Origin of the sequence: Enterobacter sp. SLBN-59, from assembly GCF_024807915.1 — a bacterium.
Classification (GTDB): Bacteria; Pseudomonadota; Gammaproteobacteria; order Enterobacterales; family Enterobacteriaceae; genus Enterobacter; species Enterobacter asburiae_B.
Window position 1 is genome coordinate 913,544 of record NZ_JANUFI010000001.1, and the last position, 20,975, is coordinate 934,518.

Sequence of the window (20,975 nt, forward strand, 5' to 3'; positions counted from 1 at the left end):
CCAAAGGGAGAGGGAACTCTTTACACCCTCTCCCTTTGGGAGAGGGCCGGGGTGAGGGAAAACTTAGCCGTTGGCCGCAGCTTTACGCAAGTCAAACACCCGACAGGCTTTGCCCTCTGAGCGCGGGATGCTGCCGCAGTTAACAATCATTACGTCGGTGGAAATCCCCACCATCGACTTAATGCGGTGGCGCAGCTGGTGGCACACCTGGCAGCGCTGCTCGTGGGTCAGCGTGAGGCTACTCTCTTTCAGCTCGACCTTCACGGAAAGTGAATCAAGATGCCCGCGACGGTTCACCTCCAGCTGATAGTGCGGAGAAAGGTGTTCGAACTTGACGATCTCCTCTTCCAGCTGCGACGGGAAGACGTTGACGCCGCGGATGATCAGCATATCGTCACTGCGCCCGCTGATGCGGTCCATGCGGCGCATGCTGCGCGCGGTGGCCGGGAGCAGGCGCGTCAGGTCGCGGGTGCGGTAGCGGATCACCGGCAGCGCCTCTTTGGTCAGCGTGGTGAACAGCAGTTCGCCCTGCTGGCCGTCATCCAGCGGCGTGCCGTCGTTCGGGTTGACGATCTCCGGGTAGAAGTGATCTTCCCAGATGGTCGGGCCGTCGACGGTTTCGATACACTCCATCGCCACGCCCGGCCCCATCACTTCGGAGAGGCCATAGATATCCAGCGCGGTAATGCCTAAGCGTTTTTCGATTTCGCGACGCATGGCCTGCGTCCACGGCTCGGCGCCGAAGACGCCCACGCGCAGGGAACAGCCGCTGGCATCGCCGCCCATCTGGCGCTCCAGCTCCTCAATCAGGTTGAGGCAGTAGGACGGCGTTACCATGATCATATCCGGCTGGAAATCACGGATCAGCTGCGCCTGTTTCTCCGTCTGGCCGCCGGACATCGGGATCACCGTCGCGCCTAAACGCTCGGCGCCATAGTGCGCCCCCAGCCCGCCGGTAAACAGGCCATAGCCATACGCCACGTGAATTTTGTCCTTCGCGCTGCCGCCCGCGGCGCGCAGGGAGCGGGCCACCAGATTGGCCCAGTTGTCGATGTCGCCCTGCGTGTAGCCGACAACGGTCGGTTTGCCGGTCGTGCCGGATGAGGCGTGAATACGCACCACCTGCTCCATCGGCACGGCAAAGGTATCGAACGGATAGTTATCCCGCAGGTCCTGCTTGGTGGTGCACGGGAATTTGCGGATATCCGCCAGCTCGTTGAAATCGTCAGGGTGAACGCCCGCCGCGTCAAACTTGCGTTTGTACATCGGCACGTTGTTGTAGGCGTGATGCAGCGTCCATTTCAGACGCTCGGTCTGCAGCGCCTGTAGCTCGTCAAGGGAGGCCGTTTCAATCGGATCAAGCTTTGTTGTATTTGTCATTGTAGGGTACTCACATTGTTTTTATGCTCAAACACGCTCAAGGATCATGGCAATGCCCTGACCCACACCGATGCACATCGTACACAGCGCGTAGCGCCCGCCGCGTCGGTGCAGTTCATTGCTTGCGGCCAGCGCCAGCCTGGCACCGCTCATCCCCAGCGGGTGGCCCAGCGCAATCGCACCACCGTTCGGGTTGACGTGCGCGGCATCATCCGGCAGGCCCAGCTGACGCAGCACGCCCAGCGCCTGCGAGGCGAAAGCTTCGTTAAGCTCAACAACGTCCATATCGTTAATGCTGAGTCCGGCGCGCTCCAGCACCTTACGGGTGGCCGGGACCGGGCCGAGCCCCATCAGACGTGGCTCCACGCCCGCCGTCGCCATCGCCACGATCCGCGTGCGCGGGACCAATCCCTGCGCCAGCGCCATCTTCTCGCTGGCGACGATCAGCGCCGCAGCGCCGTCGTTGACGCCGGAGGCATTCCCCGCCGTAACCACCCCGTTCTTACGAAACGGCGTTTTTAGCCCGGCGAGCTGTTCGAGCGTGGTGTCCGCGCGCGGGTGTTCATCCACGCAGAACTCAGTGACCGCCCCTTTTTTGCCCAGCACCGGTACCGGCACGATCTCCTGCGCCAGAATGCCGTTCTGCTGCGCCTGCGCGGTACGCTGCTGGCTGCGCAGCGCGAACGCGTCCTGATCGGCACGGCTGATATTTAACAATTCAGCTACATTCTCTGCCGTTTCCGGCATACTGTCAGTTCCGAATTGCTGATGCATGAGCGGATTCACAAATCGCCAGCCGATGGTGGTATCAAAGATTTCCGCCTGACGCTGAAACGCGGCGGTAGCTTTGCCCATCACAAACGGCGCGCGCGACATCGACTCCACGCCGCCCGCAATCAGCAGCTCGCCATCGCCCGCCTTAATGGCGCGGGCAGCAAACCCAATCGCGTCCAGACCCGACCCGCACAGGCGGTTAATGGTGGTTCCGGAAACCGTCTGCGGCAGCCCGGCCAGCAGGGACGACATGCGCGCCACGTTGCGGTTATCTTCCCCCGCCTGGTTGGCGCAGCCGAAAATCACATCGTCGATCCGCCCGAGGTCGAGCTGGGGATAGCGGGCCAGCAGCGCGCGCAGCGGCACGGCACCGAGATCGTCGGTCCGGACTGCGGCAAGCGCGCCGCCGTAGCGCCCCACCGGGGTTCGAACGCCATCACAAATAAATGCGTCACGCATCTGCCTCTCCTGTCACGCTGCCGCCGATGCGGTGAGATTTCCCGCGAAAAAGGGCGACGGTTTTCTGTTGCTGGTTCTGGATTTCAATGTCGTACACGCCGGTCAGTTTGCCCTGGTGCATCACCCGCGCGGTGGCGGTGAGCGTGTCCCCGGCAAAGCCCGGACGCAGAAAATCAATCGAGCAGCCTGAGGCTACCGCCGCCAGCCCCTGGCTGTTGCAGGCGTAGGCAAAGGCGGTGTCTGCCAGCGAAAAAAGCTGTCCGCCGTGGCAGGTTTGGTGGCCGTTAAGCATCTGCGGGGTGATGGTCATAGTCACCACCGCGTAGCCCTCGTCCATGGCGACAATGTCCATCCCCATCGCCTGCGCGCAGGCGTCCCGTTCGTACATCGCGCGGGCGTTATGCCAGGCGTTATGACTCATAGCTACTCTCCAGAAGCGCGCGCTGGCGCAGCAGTGAACAGGGGCGATAGCGCTCCTCGCCGTAATGACGCTGCAGGTTCTCCAGCAGCGTCAGCAGGCGCTGCCAGCCCAGCCGCTCGCCCCAGGCGATCGGCCCGCTCGGGTAGTTCACGCCCAGGCGCATAGCGGTATCGATGTCCTTCTCGCTGGCGACCCCTTTTTGCAGGGCATCCAGCGCTTCGTTGGCAATCATCGCCAGCGTGCGCCAGACCAGCAGGCCGGGATAATCGGCAATTTGCACCACCCGGTTACCCTGCTGCTGCAGGTAGCGGATGACCTTTTGCGTCGCGGTGTGCGGGTTGCTGGCGGCCGCCGCAATCACCGCCACGTCGCGCTCAATGCGGTCCACCACCACCACCGCGCCGTTGAGCCGAAGCGCCAGCGCCTGAGCGGTTTCGCCCTGCGTTTCAATCAGGTACACATCATCAATTTCGGTGACACCGTCACGTCTCCTTTCCACGCGCATCGGGCTGTAGCTGTCGTTCACGGCCGGCACCCACTGCACGGCGGGTTTGTTACCCTGCCAGTCGTAGACGCCCTTCCCGCTCTTTTTGCCCAGCCTTCCTGCCAGCACCAGCTCCTGCTGGACCAGCGAAGGCAGAAAACGACGCTCCTGCCAGAAGGCGTTAAATACCGAGCAGGTCACCGCGAAATTCACGTCCTGACCAATCATGTCGGTCAGCTCCAGCGGCCCCATCGGGAAACCGCCGCCGTCGCGCAGGGCAGCATCAATCACCTCCGGCGGGGCGACCTGCTCTTCCAGCGCGCGCCAGGCTTCGGAATAAAACGGACGCGCGACGCGGTTGACGATGAACCCCGGCGTTGACTGGCAGCGAACGGGCTGTTTGCCCCAGTTCAGCGCCAGCTCGCACAGCGCGTCGGCCACTTCCGGAGAGGTCGCCAGCCCGCTGACCACCTCCACCAGCTTCATCACCGGCGCCGGGTTGAAGAAGTGCAGTCCGGCGACCCGCTCCGGGTGGTGGACGTCCGCCGCAATCGCCGTGACGGAGATGGAAGAGGTATTGCTGGTCAGTACCGTCTGCGGCGGGCAGATCTCAGCCAGCCGAGCAAACAGCGCCTTTTTCACCTCCAGACGCTCGGAGGCCGCTTCTATGACCAGATCGGCCGCGGCGAGCGCCTCGATATCCGTGACCGGAAGCAGCCGGGCGAGGATCTGGCTCCCGGTATCGGCGGAGAGTTTTCCGCGCGTCACCCGGGAGGTCAGACGCTGGCGGATCCCGTCGATGGCCCGCGATATCGCGTCGCTGGAGATGTCGTAGATCAGCACCTGATGACCATGGCTGGCGGCGACTTCGGCAATCCCTGCGCCCATCGTGCCGCTGCCAATCACGGCGACAGTCCGTATGTTCAGCATCTTATTTCCCCGTAAAGTTCGGCGCGCGCTTCGCCAGGAAGGCGCTGACGCCTTCGCGATAATCGTCGCTGCGCCCGGCCAGGCGCTGGTAGTCGCGCTCCAGATCGAGCTGGGCGTCCAGGGTGTTGGTTTCCGCGGCATTGATCGCCTGCTTGATCAGCCCCAGCCCGAAGGTCGGTTGAGACGCAAAGTGCAGCGCCATCTGCTGCGCCGTAGCGGAGAGCTCTTCGTCATCCACCACCTGCCAGATCATTCCCCAGGCCTGCGCCTGTTCGGCGCTGAGCTTGTCGCCGAGCAGCGCCAGCCCCATAGCGCGGGCGCGTCCGGCCACGCGCGGCAGCAGCCAGGTGCCGCCGCAGTCCGGCACCAGGCCGAGCTTGCTGAAGGCCATCACGAAGTTGGCGGAACGAGCGGCAATGACCATGTCGCACCCCAGCGCCAGCGTGGCACCCGCGCCGGCCGCCACGCCGTTAACGGCACAAATGACCGGTTTCGGCAGCTTTGCCAGGCGGCGCACCAGCGGGTTATAGAAGGTTTCAACGGACATCCCCAGATCCGGCGCCGGGCCGTTGGGGTCGACGTTGCGGTCGTTCAGATCCTGACCGGCGCAAAAGCCGCGACCCGCCCCGGTGATCAGCAGGCAGCGAACGGTGTCATCACGCTCGGCCTGTTTCAGGCACTCGGCAAGCTGCTGGTGCATCACGTCGTTAAAGCTGTTCAGACGCTCCGGACGGTTCAGCGTAATGGTCATTACGCCCTGCTCAACATGACTGAGAATAAATTCCACAATTAGCGTCCTTTAAAGTCGGGGGTGCGTTTTTGTAAGAAGGCGTCGATGCCCTCCCGGCGATCCTCGGTGGCAGAAAGCAGCGTAAACAGCTGACGCTCCTGCGCGAGTCCGGCCTGGAGCGGCACCTCCTGAGACTGGCGCAGCGCCTGTTTCGCCGCCTGCAGCGCCAGCGGAGAGTGGCGCGCCATCAGCGCCGCCTGCTTCAGGGCATACTCCAGCGTCAGCGCTGGCGGGAAAACGTCGCTCACCAGCCCGGCGCTCAGCGCCTGCTGCGCGGAAATACTCTCGCCGGTCAGCACCATTTTGCTGGCGAGCGATTTACCGACGCTGCGGATAAGACGCTGGGTGCCGCCCGCGCCGGGCATAATGCCCAGCGTAATTTCCGGCAGGCCGAAACGGGCGTTATCGCCAGCAACGATCGCGTCGCACAGCAGCGCCAGCTCGCAGCCTGCGCCCAGCGCGAAGCCGTTCACGGCGGCAATCAGCGGTTTAGGAAAAGCGTTGATGCGCGCCCACAGCTGCGGGCGGATATCGTTCAGCGTGGCGGGCAGATCTTTCTCCGCCATTTCGTTGAGATCGGCCCCGGCGGCAAAGCAGCGCTCGCTGCCGTAAATCACGCAGACGGCGATGTCGGCATCGACGGCGGCGGACTCAAGCTGCTCAGCAAGCTGCGTTAACAGCGCGTTATTGAGGGCGTTGCGCGCCGCCGGACGGTTTAGCGTCAGCTGCTGCACGCGGCCATGACGGGTAACAATCAGTTCGCTCATGCCATCCCCTTCGCGTCGAAGTCGACAATCACGTCGGCGGTTAACGGCAGCGACTGGCAGCTCAGCACGTATCCGGCGGCCAGCTCGTCCGGCTCCAGGCTGTAATTGGTCGCCATATCCACCTTCCCGCGCAGCACTTTGCATTTACAGGTGGCGCACACGCCGCCCTTGCAGGCATACGGGAGATCCGCCCCCTGACGCAGGGCGGCATCCAGGATGCTTTCGTCGTCCGCCGTCAGGGTGATTTCGCGATCGCGCCCGTCCTGGCGCACGGTCACTTTCTGTCCTTCCGCCTGGACGTGCACCGCGCGTTTAGCGGTGGTCCCCGGGGTGTTAAAGCGCTCAAGGTGAATGGATTTGTCCGGCATCCCCAGCGCCTTCAGCGTCGCTTCGGCGTCGTCCATCATCGCCGACGGGCCGCAGATAAACGCCTCGTCGTACTGGCGGAAGTTAATCAGGGTTTTCGCCAGCGCCTGCAGCTTTTCCCCGTCGATGCGGCCGTAAAGCAGATCGCTGTCCAGCCGCTCCTGGCTGAAGATGGAGACCAGCTGCAGCCGCTGCGTGTACTTGTCCTTCAGGTCCGCCAGCGCCTGGCGGAACATCATGCTCTGGCTGCTGCGGTTGCCGTAGATCAGGGTGAACTGGCTGTTGGGTTCGGTCGCAAGCGTCGCGGAGATAATCGCCAGCATCGGGGTGATCCCGGAGCCTGCCGCAATCGCCAGGTAGTGGCCTTCGCGTTCAGCCCGCGGCTGGTAGCCAAACTGCCCCTGAGGCACCATCACCTCCAGCGCCATACCCGCTTTGATCTCATCCCGGGCATAGCGGGAAAAGCGCCCGCCGTCGATGGCTTTGACCGCCACGCTGATTTCGCCCGGGGCGGTACTCCGGCAGATGGAGTAGCAGCGGCGCAGCTCGTCCCCGTCAAGCTTCGTTTTTAACGTCAGGTGCTGGCCGGGGCGGAAGCGGTAGGCGTCCTGCAGCGCCTGCGGCACCGCGAACGTGATGGTCACCGCGTCGCGGGTTTCGGGTTCCACTTTTGCCACTGTTAATGAATGAAACGTTGTCATGGCAGCCTCAAATACATTTGAAATAGTCGAAGGGCTCGCGGCAGGTGTTGCAGCGGTAGAGCGCTTTGCAGGCCGTCGAACCAAATTCACTGATAAGCGCGGTGTCGGTGCTGGCGCAGCGCGGGCAGCTCACCTCCACAGGCGCGTGCGCGTGGCAGCTATGCCCCACGGGCGGGCTGATGCCGTAGGACCGCAGGCGCTCGCGCGCGTCGGCGGTCATCCAGTCGGTGGTCCAGGCGGGTTCAAGCTGGAGCACAATGTGTACCGGGGTAAAGCCGTTCGCGGTCATCGCGTCGCGGAGCGCCCCCAGCAGGTGCTCCGTTGCCGGGCAGCCCGAGTAGGTTGGCGTGAAGCCAATGACCCAGCCTTCCCCCTGCGCCTTCACGCTGCGCACCATGCCTAAATCGGTGATGGTTAACACCGGCACTTCCGGATCGGGGATCTGGCTTAACAGCGCCCAGATCTGCGGGATTTGCGCGGGCGCGATGTCGACGAGGCGTTGCATAGCGTTCTCCTTTACCACTGCTGACCGGGATACGCGCGCTGGAGGTACTGCATTTCCGCCAGCATCGGGCCCAGATGTTCGGTATGCAGCCCCCTCTTGCCCCCGGTGCGGTACGCCACCTCTGCGGGAACCTGCAGGCAGGCTTCATTGAGACCGGCAAAGACTTCGCTTTCCCACGGCTGGCGCAGGACGCGCGGGTCAACCGCCACGCCGGCGTCAATCAGGGCCAGCTCGACGTCATCGGCTTCAAACAGCTCGGCCGTGAAACGCCACAGATTGTCGATAGCCTGCTGCATTTTTTGCGCGGACGTTTCGGTCCCGTCGCCCAGACGCACCAGCCAGCCGCGGCTGAAGCGCAGGTGGTAGCGCGCCTCTTTAATCGCTTTGGCGGCGATGGCCGCAAGCTGGCCGTCGCTGCTCCGGGTCAGGCGTTCGTACAGCGCCACGTTCCAGGCATCCATCAGGTACTGGCGGGCAATGGTGTCGGCGAAGCTGCCGTTCGGCTGCTCCACCAGCAGAACGTTGCGGAACTGGCGCTCGTCGCGGCCAAACGCCAGCGTGTCTTCATCGCCCTGGCCTTCCCGCTCCGCGGCATAGGTCAGGAAATTGCGCGCCTGGCCCAGCAGGTCGAGACCGATATTGGCGAGCGCGAGGTCAATTTCCAGCTCTGGCGCGTGGCCGCACCAGGCGCCGAGACGCTGGGAAAGCACCAGACCGTTGTCGCCCAGACGCAGGGCATAGGCAGTCACTGAATTCATTCTTTGCCTCACATATGCTCGATGCCGTCGGGGATGGTGTAGAACGTCGGGTGGCGGTAAACCTTGCTTTCCGCCGGGTCGAAGAACTCACCGCTCTCTTCCGGCTGGGAGGCGACGATTTCGCTCGCCTTAACCACCCAGATAGAACACCCTTCGCTGCGGCGGGTGTAGGCATCACGCGCATTTTCCAGCGCCATGCGATCGTCGGCGGCATGCAGACTGCCCACGTGACGGTGGGATAACCCTTGTTTGCTGCGTACGAACACTTCGTACAGCGGCCAGTAGACGTTGCTCATCGTGATTCCTCTTAAGCCACTTTGCGGGCGTGTTGTTTTTCCGCGTGCGCCAGTGCGGCTTCGCGCACCCACGCCCCCTCTTCCCAGGCTTTACGTTTCGCGGCCAGGCGCTCGTGGTTGCAGATGCCGCGCCCGCTAATGACCTCGTCAAACTCCTGCCAGTCGATCTCGCCGAAGCGGTAATGACCGCTCTCTTCATCAAATCGCAGGTCGGGATCCGGCACCGTCATGCCCAGCATCTCCACCTGCGGCACCGTGTTGTCGACAAAGCGCTGGCGAAGTTCGTCATTGCCGAAGCGTTTGATTTTCCAGGCCAGGCTGCGGGCGCTGTTCGGCGAGTTGTCGTCGTTCGGCCCGAACATCATCAGCGCTGGCCACCAGAAGCGGTTGATGGCGTCCTGCAGCATCTGACGCTGGGCCTCGCTGCCCTGCGCCAGCGCCATGCAGGCCTCAAAGCCCTGGCGCTGGTGGAAGCTCTCTTCTTTACAGATTTTCACCATCGCGCGGGCATAAGGACCGTAGGAGGTCCGGCACAGCGCCACCTGATTGACGATAGCGGCGCCGTCCACCAGCCAGCCGATCACGCCGATATCGGCCCAGCTCAGGGTCGGATAGTTGAAGATGGAAGAGTATTTCATCCTGCCGTCGAGCATTTTCTGGTAGATGTCTTCCCGCGCGCAGCCCAGCGTTTCCGCCGCGCTGTAGAGATAGAGTCCGTGCCCGGCTTCGTCCTGAACTTTCGCCAGCAGGATCGCTTTTCGGCGCAGCGTCGGCGCGCGGGCGATCCAGTTCCCTTCCGGCAGCATGCCGACAATTTCGGAGTGCGCATGCTGACCAATCTGGCGGATCAACGTCTTACGGTAGGCGTCAGGCATCCAGTCCTGAGGCTCAATCGCCGTCTCCTGCGCTATGCGCTGCTCAAACCGTTGTTCTTGCGTCACGTCATCACCTTTATGATTCGTTAGTTTGCAAATTAAGGCGTAATATTGAATCACTTTGTTTTTTAAAAGTTACACATAGGTTAAATATAACCCCAAGAATTGTTTCCTGGTTTTGTGATGCTGCTCGCAAGGCTTTTGCATCAGGCCTTTCAGAAAGCATCTCCAAGCGATGAGATTCATCCAGCCAGATCACAACGTTAACAATTCATTAAAAACTCAGCTTGATTTTTATGATTCACGATCAAACTATTAATGAGTAAATTACGTAACATTTGGAGATAAGCGATGCAGCAGTTAGCCAGCTTCTTATCCGGTACCTGGCAGTCTGGCCGGGGCCGCGAGCGCACTATTCATCACGCCATCAGTGGCGAAGCCCTGTGGAGCGTGACCAGCGAAGGGCTGGACATGGCGGCCGCCCGTCGCTATGCGATTGAGCGCGGCGGGGAAGCGCTTCACGAGATGACCTTTATCGAACGTGCTGCCATGCTGAAGGCGGTGGCAAAGCACCTGCTGAGCGAGAAAGAGACGTTTTATGCCCTGTCGGCCCAGACCGGGGCGACGAAGGCAGACAGCTGGGTGGATATTGAAGGCGGCATCGGCACCCTCTTCACTTACGCCAGCCTGGGCAGCCGCGAGCTGCCAGATGACACCCTGTGGCCGGAAGATGAGTTAATCCCGCTGTCGAAAGAAGGCGGCTTTGCGGCGCGCCACGTTCTCACCTCCAAATCCGGCGTGGCGGTTCACATCAACGCCTTTAACTTCCCCTGCTGGGGGATGCTGGAAAAGCTGGCACCGACCTGGCTTGCCGGGATGCCCGCCATCATCAAACCCGCTACCGCTACCGCACAGGTGACGCAGGCGATGGTGAAATCCATCGTCGACAGCGGACTGGTGCCGGACGGCGCCATCAGCCTGATCTGCGGCGGCGCGGGGGATCTGCTCGACCAGCTCGACAGCCAGGATGTCGTGACCTTTACCGGCTCCGCCAGCACCGGGCAAAGCCTGCGCGTGCACCCGAATATCGTGGCGAATTCGATTCCGTTCACCATGGAGGCCGACTCCCTGAACTGCTGCGTGCTGGGGGAAGACGTTACGCCGGACCAGCCGGAGTTTGCCCTGTTCATCCGGGAAGTGGTCCGCGAGATGACCGCCAAAGCCGGGCAAAAATGTACGGCCATTCGCCGAATTATCGTCCCGCAAAACCAGATTGACGCGGTGAGCCAGGCGCTGATTGCCCGTCTGGAAAAAGTGGTGGTGGGCGACCCGGCGCAGGAAGGGGTGAAGATGGGGGCGCTGGTCAACGCCGAACAGCGCGCGGACGTGCAGGAGAAAGTGGAGCAACTGATCGCCGCTGGCTGCCAGATCCGTCTGGGCGGCAAAGCGGATTTGCAGGCCGCGGGGGCGTTCTTCCCGCCGACCCTGCTGTTCTGCCCGCAGCCGGATGAAACCCCGGCGGTGCACTCCACCGAAGCCTTCGGCCCGGTTGCGACGCTGATGCCGTATCGCAACGCACGCCACGCGATGCAGCTTGCCCGCGCGGGCGGCGGCAGCCTGGCCGGTACGCTGGTCACCGCCGATTCGGCGATTGCCCGCCAGTTTATTGCCGGTGCGGCGCGCGCCCACGGGCGTATTCAGATCCTTAACGAGGAATCATCCAAAGAGTCTACCGGCCACGGCTCCCCGCTGCCTCAGCTGGTGCACGGGGGCCCGGGCCGCGCGGGCGGCGGCGAAGAGCTGGGCGGCCTGCGCGCGGTGAAGCACTACCTGCAGCGCACCGCGATTCAGGGCAGCCCGACGATGCTGGCCGCCATTGGCAAACAGTGGGTGCGTGGCGCAGCGGTGCAGGAAGACCGCGTGCATCCGTTCCGCAAATACTTTGAGGAGCTGCAGCCGGGCGACAGCCTGCTGACGCCGCGCCGCACCCTCACGGAAGCGGATATTGTGAACTTTGCCTGCCTGAGCGGGGACCACTTCTACGCCCATATGGACAAGATCGGTGCGGCGGAGTCGATCTTTGGCGAGCGCGTGGTGCACGGCTACTTCCTGATCTCCGCCGCGGCGGGACTGTTTGTTGATGCGGGCGTCGGGCCGGTTATTGCCAACTACGGCATGGAAAACCTGCGTTTTATCGAGCCGGTTAAGCCGGGCGATACCATTCAGGTGCGCCTGACCTGCAAGCGTAAAACGCTGAAGAAACAGCGTACCGCGGAGGAAAAACCAACCGGCGTGGTGGAGTGGGCGGTTGAGATCTTCAACCAGCACCAGCAGGCCGTGGCGCTCTACTCCATCCTGACGCTGGTGGCGCGCCAGCAGGGCGAATTCAGCTAACGTCCCTTCCCCTTTACCACAATGGCTGGTGGCTCCCGGTAATTTGACGCTGCTTACAGATTCACTGGGGGCCTTCAGCAAGGCCCTCAACATAAAGTGAACGGAATAACCTCCACAGCCGTATGTTCCCCCTCACCCCAGCCCTCTCCCTCAAGGGAGAGGGGGCCGTCTGTGCTGACATCATTTGTGGGGTTACCTCAGCCTCAATGGGGAGAGGAAATGGCCCGGCCTGTGATTTATCCCCGCTCTTTTTTTAACCTGGCAAGGCTGACAAATAATCTGGCAGATGCAGGCAAACGCTTTTCTCAGGCGCCTGTCAGGATAAGGCTGTCACAATACAATAAACACAACAAGATGAGGTCTACGATGGGAAGCAATTCTTCTTTTTCTGCCCGTAGAACGGCGCTGGCCATGGCCGTTGCGCTGTGTTGCGCCTGGCAATCCCCTGTTTTCGCCCACGGCAGTGAGGCACATATGGTCCCGATGGACAAAACGCTGCAGGACTTTGGTGCGGACGTTCAGTGGGATGATTACGCACAGATGTTCACCATTGCGAAAGACGGTGCCTTTGTGAAGGTCAAACCGGGCGCTAAAACCGCCATCGTCAACGGTAAAACCCTCAGGCTTGAGGTGCCGGTGGTGATGAAAGGCAAGAAAGCCTTTATTTCCGATACCTTCATCAACGATGTTTTCCAGTCCGGCCTTGACCAGACCTTCCAGGTTGAAAAACGCCCTCACCCGTTAAACGCGCTAACGGCGGACGAAATTAAGCAGGCCGTTGAGATTGTGAAAGCCTCTGCGGATTTTAAGCCGAATACCCGCTTTACCCAGATCGCCCTGGCAGAGCCTGAGAAAGCCAAAGTGTGGGACTTTGTGCTTAACGGTACGGCAGTGGATGCCCCGCGTCAGGCGAAGATCGTCATGCTCGACGGCAAGCACGTTATCGAAAGCGTAGTGGACCTGAAGGATAAAAAAATTCTGCGCTGGGAACCGGTAAAAGACGCGCACGGCATGGTGCTGCTGGATGATTTCACCGCGGTTCAGCAGATCATCAACGAAAGTACCGAGTTCGCCGAGGTGCTTAAAAAACACGGCATCACCGACCCGAAAAAAGTGATTACCACGCCGTTGACCGTCGGCTATTTCGACGGTAAAGACGGCCTGAAGCAGGAAGATCGCCTGCTGAAGGTGGTGAGCTATCTGGACGTGGGCGACGGCAACTACTGGGCGCACCCGATTGAAAACCTGGTCGCGGTTGTCGATCTTGAGCAGAAAAAGATCCAGAAGATTGAAGAAGGCGCCGTTGTTCCGGTTCCCATGACCCCGCGTCCCTATGATGGCCGCGACCGCATGGAGACGCCGAAAAAACCGCTCAACATCACTGAGCCGGAAGGCAAGAACTACACCATCACCGGGGATATGGTGCACTGGCAGAACTGGGATTTCCACCTGAGCCTGGACTCCCGCGTCGGCCCGATGATTTCAACCGTCACCTATAACGACAACGGCAAAAAGCGCCAGGTGATGTATCAGGGGTCGCTCGGCGGCATGATCGTCCCTTATGGCGATCCGGACGTGGGCTGGTACTTTAAAGCCTATCTCGACTCCGGCGACTACGGTATGGGCACCCTGACCTCACCGCTGGTGCGCGGTAAAGACGTGCCGTCCAATGCCGTGATGCTCAATGAAACTATCCCGGATTACACCGGCGCGCCGATGGAGATCCCGCGCGCGATCGCCATTTTCGAACGCTACGCGGGGCCGGAATACAAACATCAGGAGATGGGCCAGCCGAACGTCAGCACCGAGCGCCGCGAGCTGGTGGTGCGCTGGGTGAGTACCGTGGGCAACTACGATTACATCTTCGACTGGGTGTTCCATGAAAATGGCACCATCGGCATTGATGCCGGCGCGACGGGTATCGAAGCAGTGAAAGGCGTTCAGGCGAAAACCATGCACGACGCCACCGCCAAAGACGACACCAAATACGGCACGCTGATCGACCATAACATCGTGGGCACCACGCACCAGCACATCTACAACTTCCGTCTCGATATGGACGTGGACGGCATCAACAACAAGCTGGTGGCGATGGATCCGGAAGTGAAGCCGAATACCGCCGGGGGCCCGCGGACCAGCACCATGCAGATCAATCAGTACGATATTGATACCGAGCAGCAGGCGGCGCAGAAATTCGACCCGGGCACCATTCGGCTGCTGAGCAACACCAGTAAAGAGAACCGCATGGGCAACCCGGTCTCATACCAGATTATCCCTTACGCGGGGGGAACGCACCCGGTGGCGACCGGCGCGAAATTTGCCCCGGACGAGTGGATTTATCATCGCCTGAGCTTTATGGACAAACAGCTCTGGGTGACCCGTTACCATCCGGATGAGCTCTACCCGGAAGGGAAATTCCCGAACCGCTCCATCCACGACACGGGCCTGGGGCAGTACAGCAAGGATAACGAGTCGCTCAACGGTCAGGATGACGTGGTCTGGATGACCACCGGCACTACCCACGTCGCCCGCGCGGAGGAGTGGCCGATTATGCCGACGGAATGGGTACATACCCTGCTTAAGCCGTGGAACTTCTTTGACGAGACGCCAACGCTAGGGAAAAAGAAAGACGAACAGAAATAAATAACGCACCGGGCGCAATGCCCGGTTTTTCATCTATTTACTTGCTGAATACCTCTCCCCGATTATAGTTATTTCTACCTCGTTTATTCCCATTGCATTTCTTGAACCACTTTCAGCCAGGACGCGAATTTTCCACAAGCGACGTAATACATCACTGAGAGGTTTAGGATGAAATTCAATTTGATCGTCAGGAGTCTTGCTCTGGCTGGACTTGTTATTTCCGTCAGTTCCGCGTATGCCGCAGACGCCCCGAAGGATGCCACGACTGCAACGCAACAAGCCAATAACGCCCTGTTTAATCAGCTTCCTTTCTCCGACAACACCGATTTTACGAACGCCCATAAAGGCTTTATTGCACCGATTCCTCAGGAAATTATCAAAGGGGAACAAGGGAATGTCATCTGGGATCCACAGCAATATTCATTTATTAAAGAAGGCGATAAAGCACCGGACTCCGTTAATCCCAGCTTATGGCGTCAATCTCAGCTGATTAATATTAGCGGCCTGTTTGAAGTCACCGACGGCGTATATCAGATCCGAAATCTTGACCTGTCAAATATGACCATCATTGAAGGGAAAGAAGGTATTACCGTGGTTGACCCGCTGGTGTCGGCAGAAACGGCGAAGGTCGGGATGGATCTCTATTTTAAAAATCGCGGCAAGAAGCCTGTCGTCGCCATTATTTATACCCACAGCCACGTTGACCACTATGGCGGCGTGCGCGGCGTGGTGGATGAAGCCGACGTGAAATCCGGCAAAGTGAAGGTCTACGCGCCAGCCGGGTTTATGGAAGCGGCCGTTGCCGAGAATATCATGGCGGGCAACGTGATGAGCCGCCGCGCCAGCTATATGTATGGCAACCTGCTGAAGCCCGATGCCAAAGGTCAGGTGGGCGCGGGCCTGGGTACGACCACCTCGGCCGGGACGGTGACGCTGATTGCCCCGACCAATATCATTGAGAAAGACGGGCAAAAAGAGGTTATCGACGGCCTGACCTATGATTTTATGCTCGCACCGGGATCCGAAGCGCCATCGGAAATGCTCTGGTATATCGAAGAGAAAAAACTGATTGAATCCGCTGAGGACGTGACCCATACCCTGCACAACACCTACTCGCTGCGCGGGGCCAAAATCCGCGAGCCGCTGCCGTGGTCGAAATACATCAACCAGGCGATTGTGCGCTGGGGTGACAAAGCTGAAATCATCATGGCGCAGCACCACTGGCCGACCTGGGGCAACGAAAACGTCGTCAAGCTGCTGAAAAGCCAGCGCGATCTCTATCGTTACATCAACGACCAGACGCTGCGTATGGCCAACGAAGGGCTGACGCGCGACGAAATCGCCGCGAACTTCAAGCTCCCGGATTCACTGGCGCATACCTGGGCCAACCGCGGCTATTACGGTTCGGTGAGCCATGACGTAAAAGCCACCTATGTGCTGTATCTGGGCTGGTTTGACGGCAACCCGGCGACGCTGGATGAACTGCCGCCAGAAGAAGGCGCGAAGAAATTCGTGGAGTATATGGGCGGCGCGGATGCCATCCTGAGCAAGGCGAAAACCGACTTCGACCAGGGTAACTACCGCTGGGTGGCGCAGGTAGTGAGCAAAGTGGTCTTTGCCGATCCGAACAACCAGGCGGCGCGCAACCTGGAAGCGGATGCGCTGGAACAGCTTGGCTATCAGGCTGAATCCGGCCCGTGGCGTAACTTCTACCTGACCGGCGCGCAGGAATTGCGTAACGGCGTGGTGAAAGGGCCAACGCCGAATACCGCCAGCCCGGATACGGTGCGCGCGATGACGCCGGAGATGTTCTTTGACTATCTGGCTGTCCATATCAACGGACAAAAAGCGGGTGACGCCAAATCGGTGTTTAACATCGATCTGGGCAGCGATGGCGGGAAGTACAAACTCGAGCTGGAAAACGGCGTGCTGAACCACACGGCGAACGCGGAAGCAAAAGAGGCGGACGCGACGCTGACGCTTAACCGTGACACCCTGAATAAAATCATCCTCAAGGAGGTGACGCTGAAACAGGCTCAGGACAGCGGAAATATTAAAATTACTGGCGACAGCGCGAAACTTGATGCCATGCTTAGCTATATGGACAAGTTTGATTTCTGGTTTAACATTGTGACACCGTAACGGTGCACGCAAAAGGGCGGTTCGTCCGCCCTTTCCTGCTTCACGTGTTAGCCAGAAAGGGTAAAAAGCGTCAATGGAAAAAAGAAAAAAACCGACACTTGAACGGGCAACCTGGCCAACGCGCCATGCTATGGTCATGCACGGGCTGGCGATGAACCTGCCGTGGCTGGCCTTCGTGAATATCAGCTTCGCGGTGATGATTCTGCTTCGCCACATTTTGCTGGAGAACAGCGATATGCTGTATCCCGGTTCAAGGCAACTGACGCGGATTGTCGATGCCTCGATGCTGGGCATCATCATTTTGTCAGTTACATTGGTCATCATGGCCTGGCGGCGCATTGCCGGAATCGGCGTGGTATTGTTTGTTTGCAGCACCTTCTGGTCGATGTGCAGCTTCTGGTTCATCACCGATCTACTTCTTCCTCACGTCTGGCCGCTGTGCGTAATTTTATTACTGTCCGGTTTGACTGCGCTCTATTTTTACCCGATGGGATTACTTTCGTTCGTGCTCCCACTGTGGCTCACTCTGCCGGTTGCCAGTTGGGTGCTGAATCATGGTCTGAACCTGCGCTTTGCCACTATCTGGAGCGTATTCACGCTGATCCTGATCTGCGGGCGTTTCATCCTGCTGAGCTGGTTTGACGAGGCCTGGCGACGTAATCAGCAAAATCAGCTGCTGATCTCCAGACTGGATGCGCTGGCGCATCAGGATCCGTTAACCAAAACCGCCAATCGCCGGAAAATGGAAGTGGTGCTGGAGAACGCGGTTGAGCAGAAAAAAACCTTCTCGGTGATTATGCTGGATATCGACTATTTCAAACGCTACAACGACACCTACGGGCACCAGGCGGGTGACGACTGCCTGACCCGCGTGGCGCGGGTGCTGAAGCAGTCGGTGCGCACGCCTGACGATGTGGTGTCACGCTACGGCGGCGAGGAGTTTGTGGTGATCCTGTTTAACTGTCCGGAAAACATCGCAGAAAAGGTGGCCTTACGCATTCAGAACGGCCTGCGTACAGAAGCTATACCGCACAGCGCGTCAACCGTTAGCGATCGTGTCACCGTGAGCATGGGGATTGCGAGCATGGCGGAGGGGTTAGCAGGCACCGAGATCATCGCCCGCGCCGATGCGGCGCTGTATCGGGCGAAAGAGGCCGGGCGGGATCGGTGGTCGCTGTAAACATGTCGGGTGGCGGCTACGGCTTACCCGACCTACAAAATTCGCCCGGTGCAGCCTGATGCCCTCACCCTGACCCTCTCCCACGGGAGAGGGAACAAACACTAAAAGGCAACCTCCAGGTTGCCTTTTGCTTTTACTAGTAGCGCACGCAAACCGATTTGGTTTCACACCAGCCGTCCAGCCAGTCCGGACCAAAGTCACGTCCGGTGCCGGACTGCTTCATGCCGCCGAACGGCAGGTTGGCGTCAATCAGCGTATGGCTGTTCACCCAGACGGTGCCCGCCTGCAGCCGGTCGGTATATTCCAGCGCCTTGCTGATATTCTGCGTCCAGACGCTGGCCGTCAGGCCATACTCGCTGTCGTTTGCCAGCTGGAGCGCCTCTTCTCCGTCGGCGACGCGTACCAGGTTGACCACCGGGCCAAACACCTCTTCACGGGTCAGGCGCAGTGAGGCATCCGGGTTCACCACCAGCGTAGGCGAAACGTAATAGCCTTTGCCTTCCGGCCCCCGGTTACCGACGATCAGCTCCGCGTTGCGCGACTTCGCTTCATCAAGGAAGGTCTGCACCTTATCGCAGTGCGCGCGCGACACCAGCGGGTTGATAAACGCCTCCGGCGACATGCCCGGCCCGACGCTCAGGGATTTCACCGCCTGCTCAAACCCGCTGACAAGCGTGTCAAACAGCGGCGCTTCAATATAGATGCGCGAGCTCGCCGCGCACACCTGCCCCTGGTTCAGGAAGCTGCCGGTCATCAGGCCTTCGATCACCCACGCCGGGTCCGCGTCTTTCAGTACGATAGCCGGGTTTTTCCCGCCCAGCTCCAAAGTCACCCCGGTTAGCGTGTCCGCCGCCGCGCGGGCGATTTGCTTACCCGTCGCCGTTGAGCCGGTAAAGCTCACCTTTGCAATATGCGGATGCGAGGTCAGCGCTGCGCCGCATACCGCGCCGCTCCCGGTCACCACGTTGAACACTCCGTCCGGAATGCCCGCTTCGCTGGCCAGTTCCGCCACGCGCAGCATGGTCAGCGGCGTGGTCTCTGAGGGCTTGATGACAATAGAGCAGCCCGCGGCCAGCGCAGGCATCACTTTCCACATCCCGATCATCAGCGGGAAGTTCCAGGGCACAATCCCGGCCACCACGCCAACCGGCTCCTTACGCGTCCACGCCTGATAGCGGGCGCCCTGCGGCAGCGGGATGGAAAGGTCGAGGGTCTTACCCGAAATTTTGGTGGTCAGTCCGGCGGTATAGCGCATCCAGTTCAGGGTGCAACCGACTTCAAACATGCGGGAAATATTGATGGATTTGCCCTGCTCCAGCGTTTCAAGCTGGGCCAGCTCTTCGCTGTGCTGTTCGACCAGATCGGCGAAATGAAGCAGGATCCGCTCGCGCTCCGCCGGCAGTTTTCCGGCCCAGCTGCGGGCGACAAACGCGCGCCAGCCGGACATGACGGCACGGTCAACGTCATCGACGCTGGCATCGGCAGTCGAGGCAATGACCTCGCCCGTGGCCGGGTTGAAGACGTTCAGCCGTTTTTCACTGTCCGACGCGGCCTGACGCCCTTCAATCCACAGGCCATGCTGTCGGTCTAAAAATTGTTGTACGGAAGGCTGAATGGCCACCAGTGATTCAGACATAGGATACTCCTTCGTTATTCTTCGCAGGGTGTCCATCCAGTCTAAGTGGGGTTTTGCGTTCTCGCTTTTGTCTCTGTGACATTCGCTTTGCCACCTGTGACAGGCTCCGCAAATCGCGATAATTGCCGCTTATATCGCTGTTACCGGTGAGTGTTCTTTCCTATAGTCAGCCTCATAGCTCTGACAAAATGCAACACAAATGCAACAATGCGAAAACGTTGACGGTGCAGTGAGAGAAACGATGGCGTGTGCAAGCGAGCAGGAACAGTATCAGCAGTGGCTGGCGCAAATTAACCAGGTTTGCGGGCATTTTAACGCGCAGCCCACCGGGGGGAAATTCTTCGGCGAGCTGGAGACTAGCTATGCGCGAAGCCTGAAGCTCAGCACCGTGACCGCAGGCGGCGTCAACCTGTTCCGCTCCCGTCAGGAGATCGCTCAGAGTAATGATGCCTGGTTCTATACTGTGTTCCAGCTCGAAGGCAGCGCGGAAATTGAGCAGGATGACCGTCGCGCGCTGCTCAGAACCGGTGATATCACGCTGATTGACGCGTCACGTCCCTGCTCGATCAACTGGCGGGAAAAATCCCGCCAGATCTCGCTGCTGGTTCCCCGTCAGATTATTGAGCAGCAGTGTCGTTTCCAGGAGATAAGCTGCGCGACCGCCCTTTCCCGCACCTTGCCGACGGTACAGCTGAGCCATCGCCTGCTGATGGAGAGCATGAGCAATGCCGACCTGAGTGACCGTGAAAGCGAAGCGGCGCTCGAGGCGATGATTTGCCTGCTGCGCCCCGCGTTCCAGCAGCGTGAAATCATTCAGCCGCGCAAGGAGCGCCAGTTCCAGCATGTGGTGGCGCTGATTGACGACCATATTCAGTCTGAATCGCTGCGCCCGGAATGGATTGCCGCCGAGAGCGGCATGTCCGTGCGCAGCCTTTACCGAATGTTTGCCGAGAAGGGGCTGGTGGTGGCGCAGTACATCAAAAACCGTCGTCTGGATCTCTGCGCGCAGGCACTGCGCGCTGCCGGTGATGATGAAAAGCTGGCGGGCATTGGCTACAGCTGGGGGTTCACCGACCATAGCCATTTTTCAACGGCGTTTAAGCAGCGTTTTGGCGTCTCGCCGGGGGAATACCGCAGGCGCTACCGCTAGCTACTTTTTGAGCCATTTTCCGTTAATACCCTTCACGTATTCGCCCGGCTGCGCGCGGGCAACCAGTTTTTGACCTGCCATTTTGGCCACCTCATCGACCGGCAAATTATTGCTGTCAGCCAGCTTCTGGTAGTTTTCCGTGCGTGCCGCATTGATACGATTGACCAGCGCCAGCGTTTCCGCATCCTGTTGAATCGGGGCAATATAACCGCTAAGGGTTTCCCCCACGCGCCCCTGCGCCCGGGCATCGTTTAAGGTCAGCGCAGCCGCCTGCACGTTCATCCCCAGCGCCAGTAAAATCAGAGCTAATCGTTTCATGGCATC

At 60.0% G+C, this 20,975-nt stretch carries 18 protein-coding genes; 5 read left to right on the top strand and 13 right to left on the bottom strand.

The genetic code is table 11. From position 1 onward, the window contains the following. Window positions 1-63 precede the first annotated feature (63 nt). Genes paaK through paaA form a run of 11 tightly spaced genes read right to left on the bottom strand, consistent with a single transcriptional unit; the run spans window position 64 to window position 9,572 of the window. Entirely contained in the window at window positions 64-1,380 is a 1,317-nt protein-coding gene (gene paaK, locus M2422_RS04265) for a phenylacetate--CoA ligase PaaK (RefSeq protein ID WP_045888536.1), read from the bottom strand. Window positions 1,381-1,407: 27 nt separating this feature from the next. Next, window positions 1,408-2,613 carry a 3-oxoadipyl-CoA thiolase gene (pcaF, locus tag M2422_RS04270; RefSeq protein WP_064672430.1) on the bottom strand — a complete coding sequence of 402 codons (1,206 nt, stop codon included), beginning with the start codon at window positions 2,611-2,613 and terminating at the stop codon, window positions 1,408-1,410. Then, window positions 2,606-3,034, bottom strand: coding sequence for a hydroxyphenylacetyl-CoA thioesterase PaaI (gene paaI, locus M2422_RS04275; RefSeq protein WP_032657412.1), 429 nt, complete (start codon window positions 3,032-3,034; stop codon window positions 2,606-2,608). Before paaI ends, pcaF begins: the two co-directional genes overlap by 8 nt. Beyond that, window positions 3,024-4,448, bottom strand: coding sequence for a 3-hydroxyacyl-CoA dehydrogenase PaaH (paaH, locus tag M2422_RS04280; protein WP_064672429.1), 1,425 nt, complete (start codon window positions 4,446-4,448; stop codon window positions 3,024-3,026). The genes paaI and paaH overlap by 11 nt, the downstream gene beginning before the upstream one ends. A 1-nt stretch (window position 4,449) precedes the next feature. Next, entirely contained in the window at window positions 4,450-5,238 is a 789-nt protein-coding gene (gene paaG / locus M2422_RS04285; protein ID WP_155739937.1) for a 2-(1,2-epoxy-1,2-dihydrophenyl)acetyl-CoA isomerase PaaG, read from the bottom strand. Next, window positions 5,238-6,005 (bottom strand): 2,3-dehydroadipyl-CoA hydratase PaaF, encoded by a 768-nt coding sequence (gene paaF, locus M2422_RS04290; RefSeq protein WP_064672428.1) that lies wholly within the window; start codon window positions 6,003-6,005, stop codon window positions 5,238-5,240. Before paaF ends, paaG begins: the two co-directional genes overlap by 1 nt. Next, window positions 6,002-7,072 (bottom strand): 1,2-phenylacetyl-CoA epoxidase subunit PaaE, encoded by a 1,071-nt coding sequence (paaE, locus tag M2422_RS04295; protein ID WP_064672427.1) that lies wholly within the window; start codon window positions 7,070-7,072, stop codon window positions 6,002-6,004. Before paaE ends, paaF begins: the two co-directional genes overlap by 4 nt. 7 nt (window positions 7,073-7,079) lie before the next feature. Beyond that, a complete protein-coding gene (gene paaD / locus M2422_RS04300; RefSeq protein ID WP_259140056.1) occupies window positions 7,080-7,577 on the bottom strand; it encodes a 1,2-phenylacetyl-CoA epoxidase subunit PaaD in 498 nt (165 codons plus the stop codon). 11 nt (window positions 7,578-7,588) lie between these two features. Continuing rightward, entirely contained in the window at window positions 7,589-8,335 is a 747-nt protein-coding gene (gene paaC, locus M2422_RS04305; RefSeq protein ID WP_064672425.1) for a 1,2-phenylacetyl-CoA epoxidase subunit PaaC, read from the bottom strand. An 8-nt stretch (window positions 8,336-8,343) separates the two neighbouring features. Next, window positions 8,344-8,631 (bottom strand): 1,2-phenylacetyl-CoA epoxidase subunit PaaB, encoded by a 288-nt coding sequence (gene paaB / locus M2422_RS04310; RefSeq protein ID WP_003857353.1) that lies wholly within the window; start codon window positions 8,629-8,631, stop codon window positions 8,344-8,346. A gap of 11 nt (window positions 8,632-8,642) precedes the next feature. After that, window positions 8,643-9,572, bottom strand: a complete 930-nt coding sequence (gene paaA, locus M2422_RS04315; protein WP_047061739.1) for a 1,2-phenylacetyl-CoA epoxidase subunit PaaA — start codon at window positions 9,570-9,572, stop codon at window positions 8,643-8,645. A gap of 285 nt (window positions 9,573-9,857) precedes the next feature. Between paaA and paaZ the strand changes: the two genes are divergently transcribed. The 4 genes from paaZ (at window position 9,858) to M2422_RS04335 (ending at window position 17,865) form a co-directional block, all read left to right on the top strand. Next, window positions 9,858-11,900, top strand: coding sequence for a phenylacetic acid degradation bifunctional protein PaaZ (gene paaZ / locus M2422_RS04320; protein WP_064672424.1), 2,043 nt, complete (start codon window positions 9,858-9,860; stop codon window positions 11,898-11,900). A 366-nt stretch (window positions 11,901-12,266) separates the two neighbouring features. Continuing rightward, window positions 12,267-14,543: a primary-amine oxidase gene (tynA, locus tag M2422_RS04325; protein ID WP_064672423.1), complete on the top strand. Its 2,277-nt coding sequence runs from the start codon at window positions 12,267-12,269 to the stop codon at window positions 14,541-14,543. 168 nt (window positions 14,544-14,711) lie between these two features. After that, window positions 14,712-16,685, top strand: coding sequence for an alkyl/aryl-sulfatase (locus M2422_RS04330; protein WP_033145418.1), 1,974 nt, complete (start codon window positions 14,712-14,714; stop codon window positions 16,683-16,685). A gap of 73 nt (window positions 16,686-16,758) precedes the next feature. Continuing rightward, window positions 16,759-17,865 carry a GGDEF domain-containing protein gene (locus M2422_RS04335; RefSeq protein WP_064672422.1) on the top strand — a complete coding sequence of 369 codons (1,107 nt, stop codon included), beginning with the start codon at window positions 16,759-16,761 and terminating at the stop codon, window positions 17,863-17,865. 136 nt (window positions 17,866-18,001) lie between these two features. Here the strand turns inward: M2422_RS04335 and M2422_RS04340 are convergent, their stop codons facing one another. Continuing rightward, entirely contained in the window at window positions 18,002-19,501 is a 1,500-nt protein-coding gene (locus tag M2422_RS04340) for an aldehyde dehydrogenase family protein (protein WP_064672421.1), read from the bottom strand. Window positions 19,502-19,742: 241 nt separating this feature from the next. Between M2422_RS04340 and feaR the strand changes: the two genes are divergently transcribed. Continuing rightward, window positions 19,743-20,651 (top strand): transcriptional regulator FeaR, encoded by a 909-nt coding sequence (gene feaR / locus M2422_RS04345; protein ID WP_064672420.1) that lies wholly within the window; start codon window positions 19,743-19,745, stop codon window positions 20,649-20,651. On the opposite strand, the gene M2422_RS04350 is transcribed toward feaR, so the two are convergent. Next, a complete protein-coding gene (locus M2422_RS04350) occupies window positions 20,652-20,969 on the bottom strand; it encodes a YdbL family protein (RefSeq protein WP_064672419.1) in 318 nt (105 codons plus the stop codon). Window positions 20,970-20,975 lie beyond the last annotated feature (6 nt).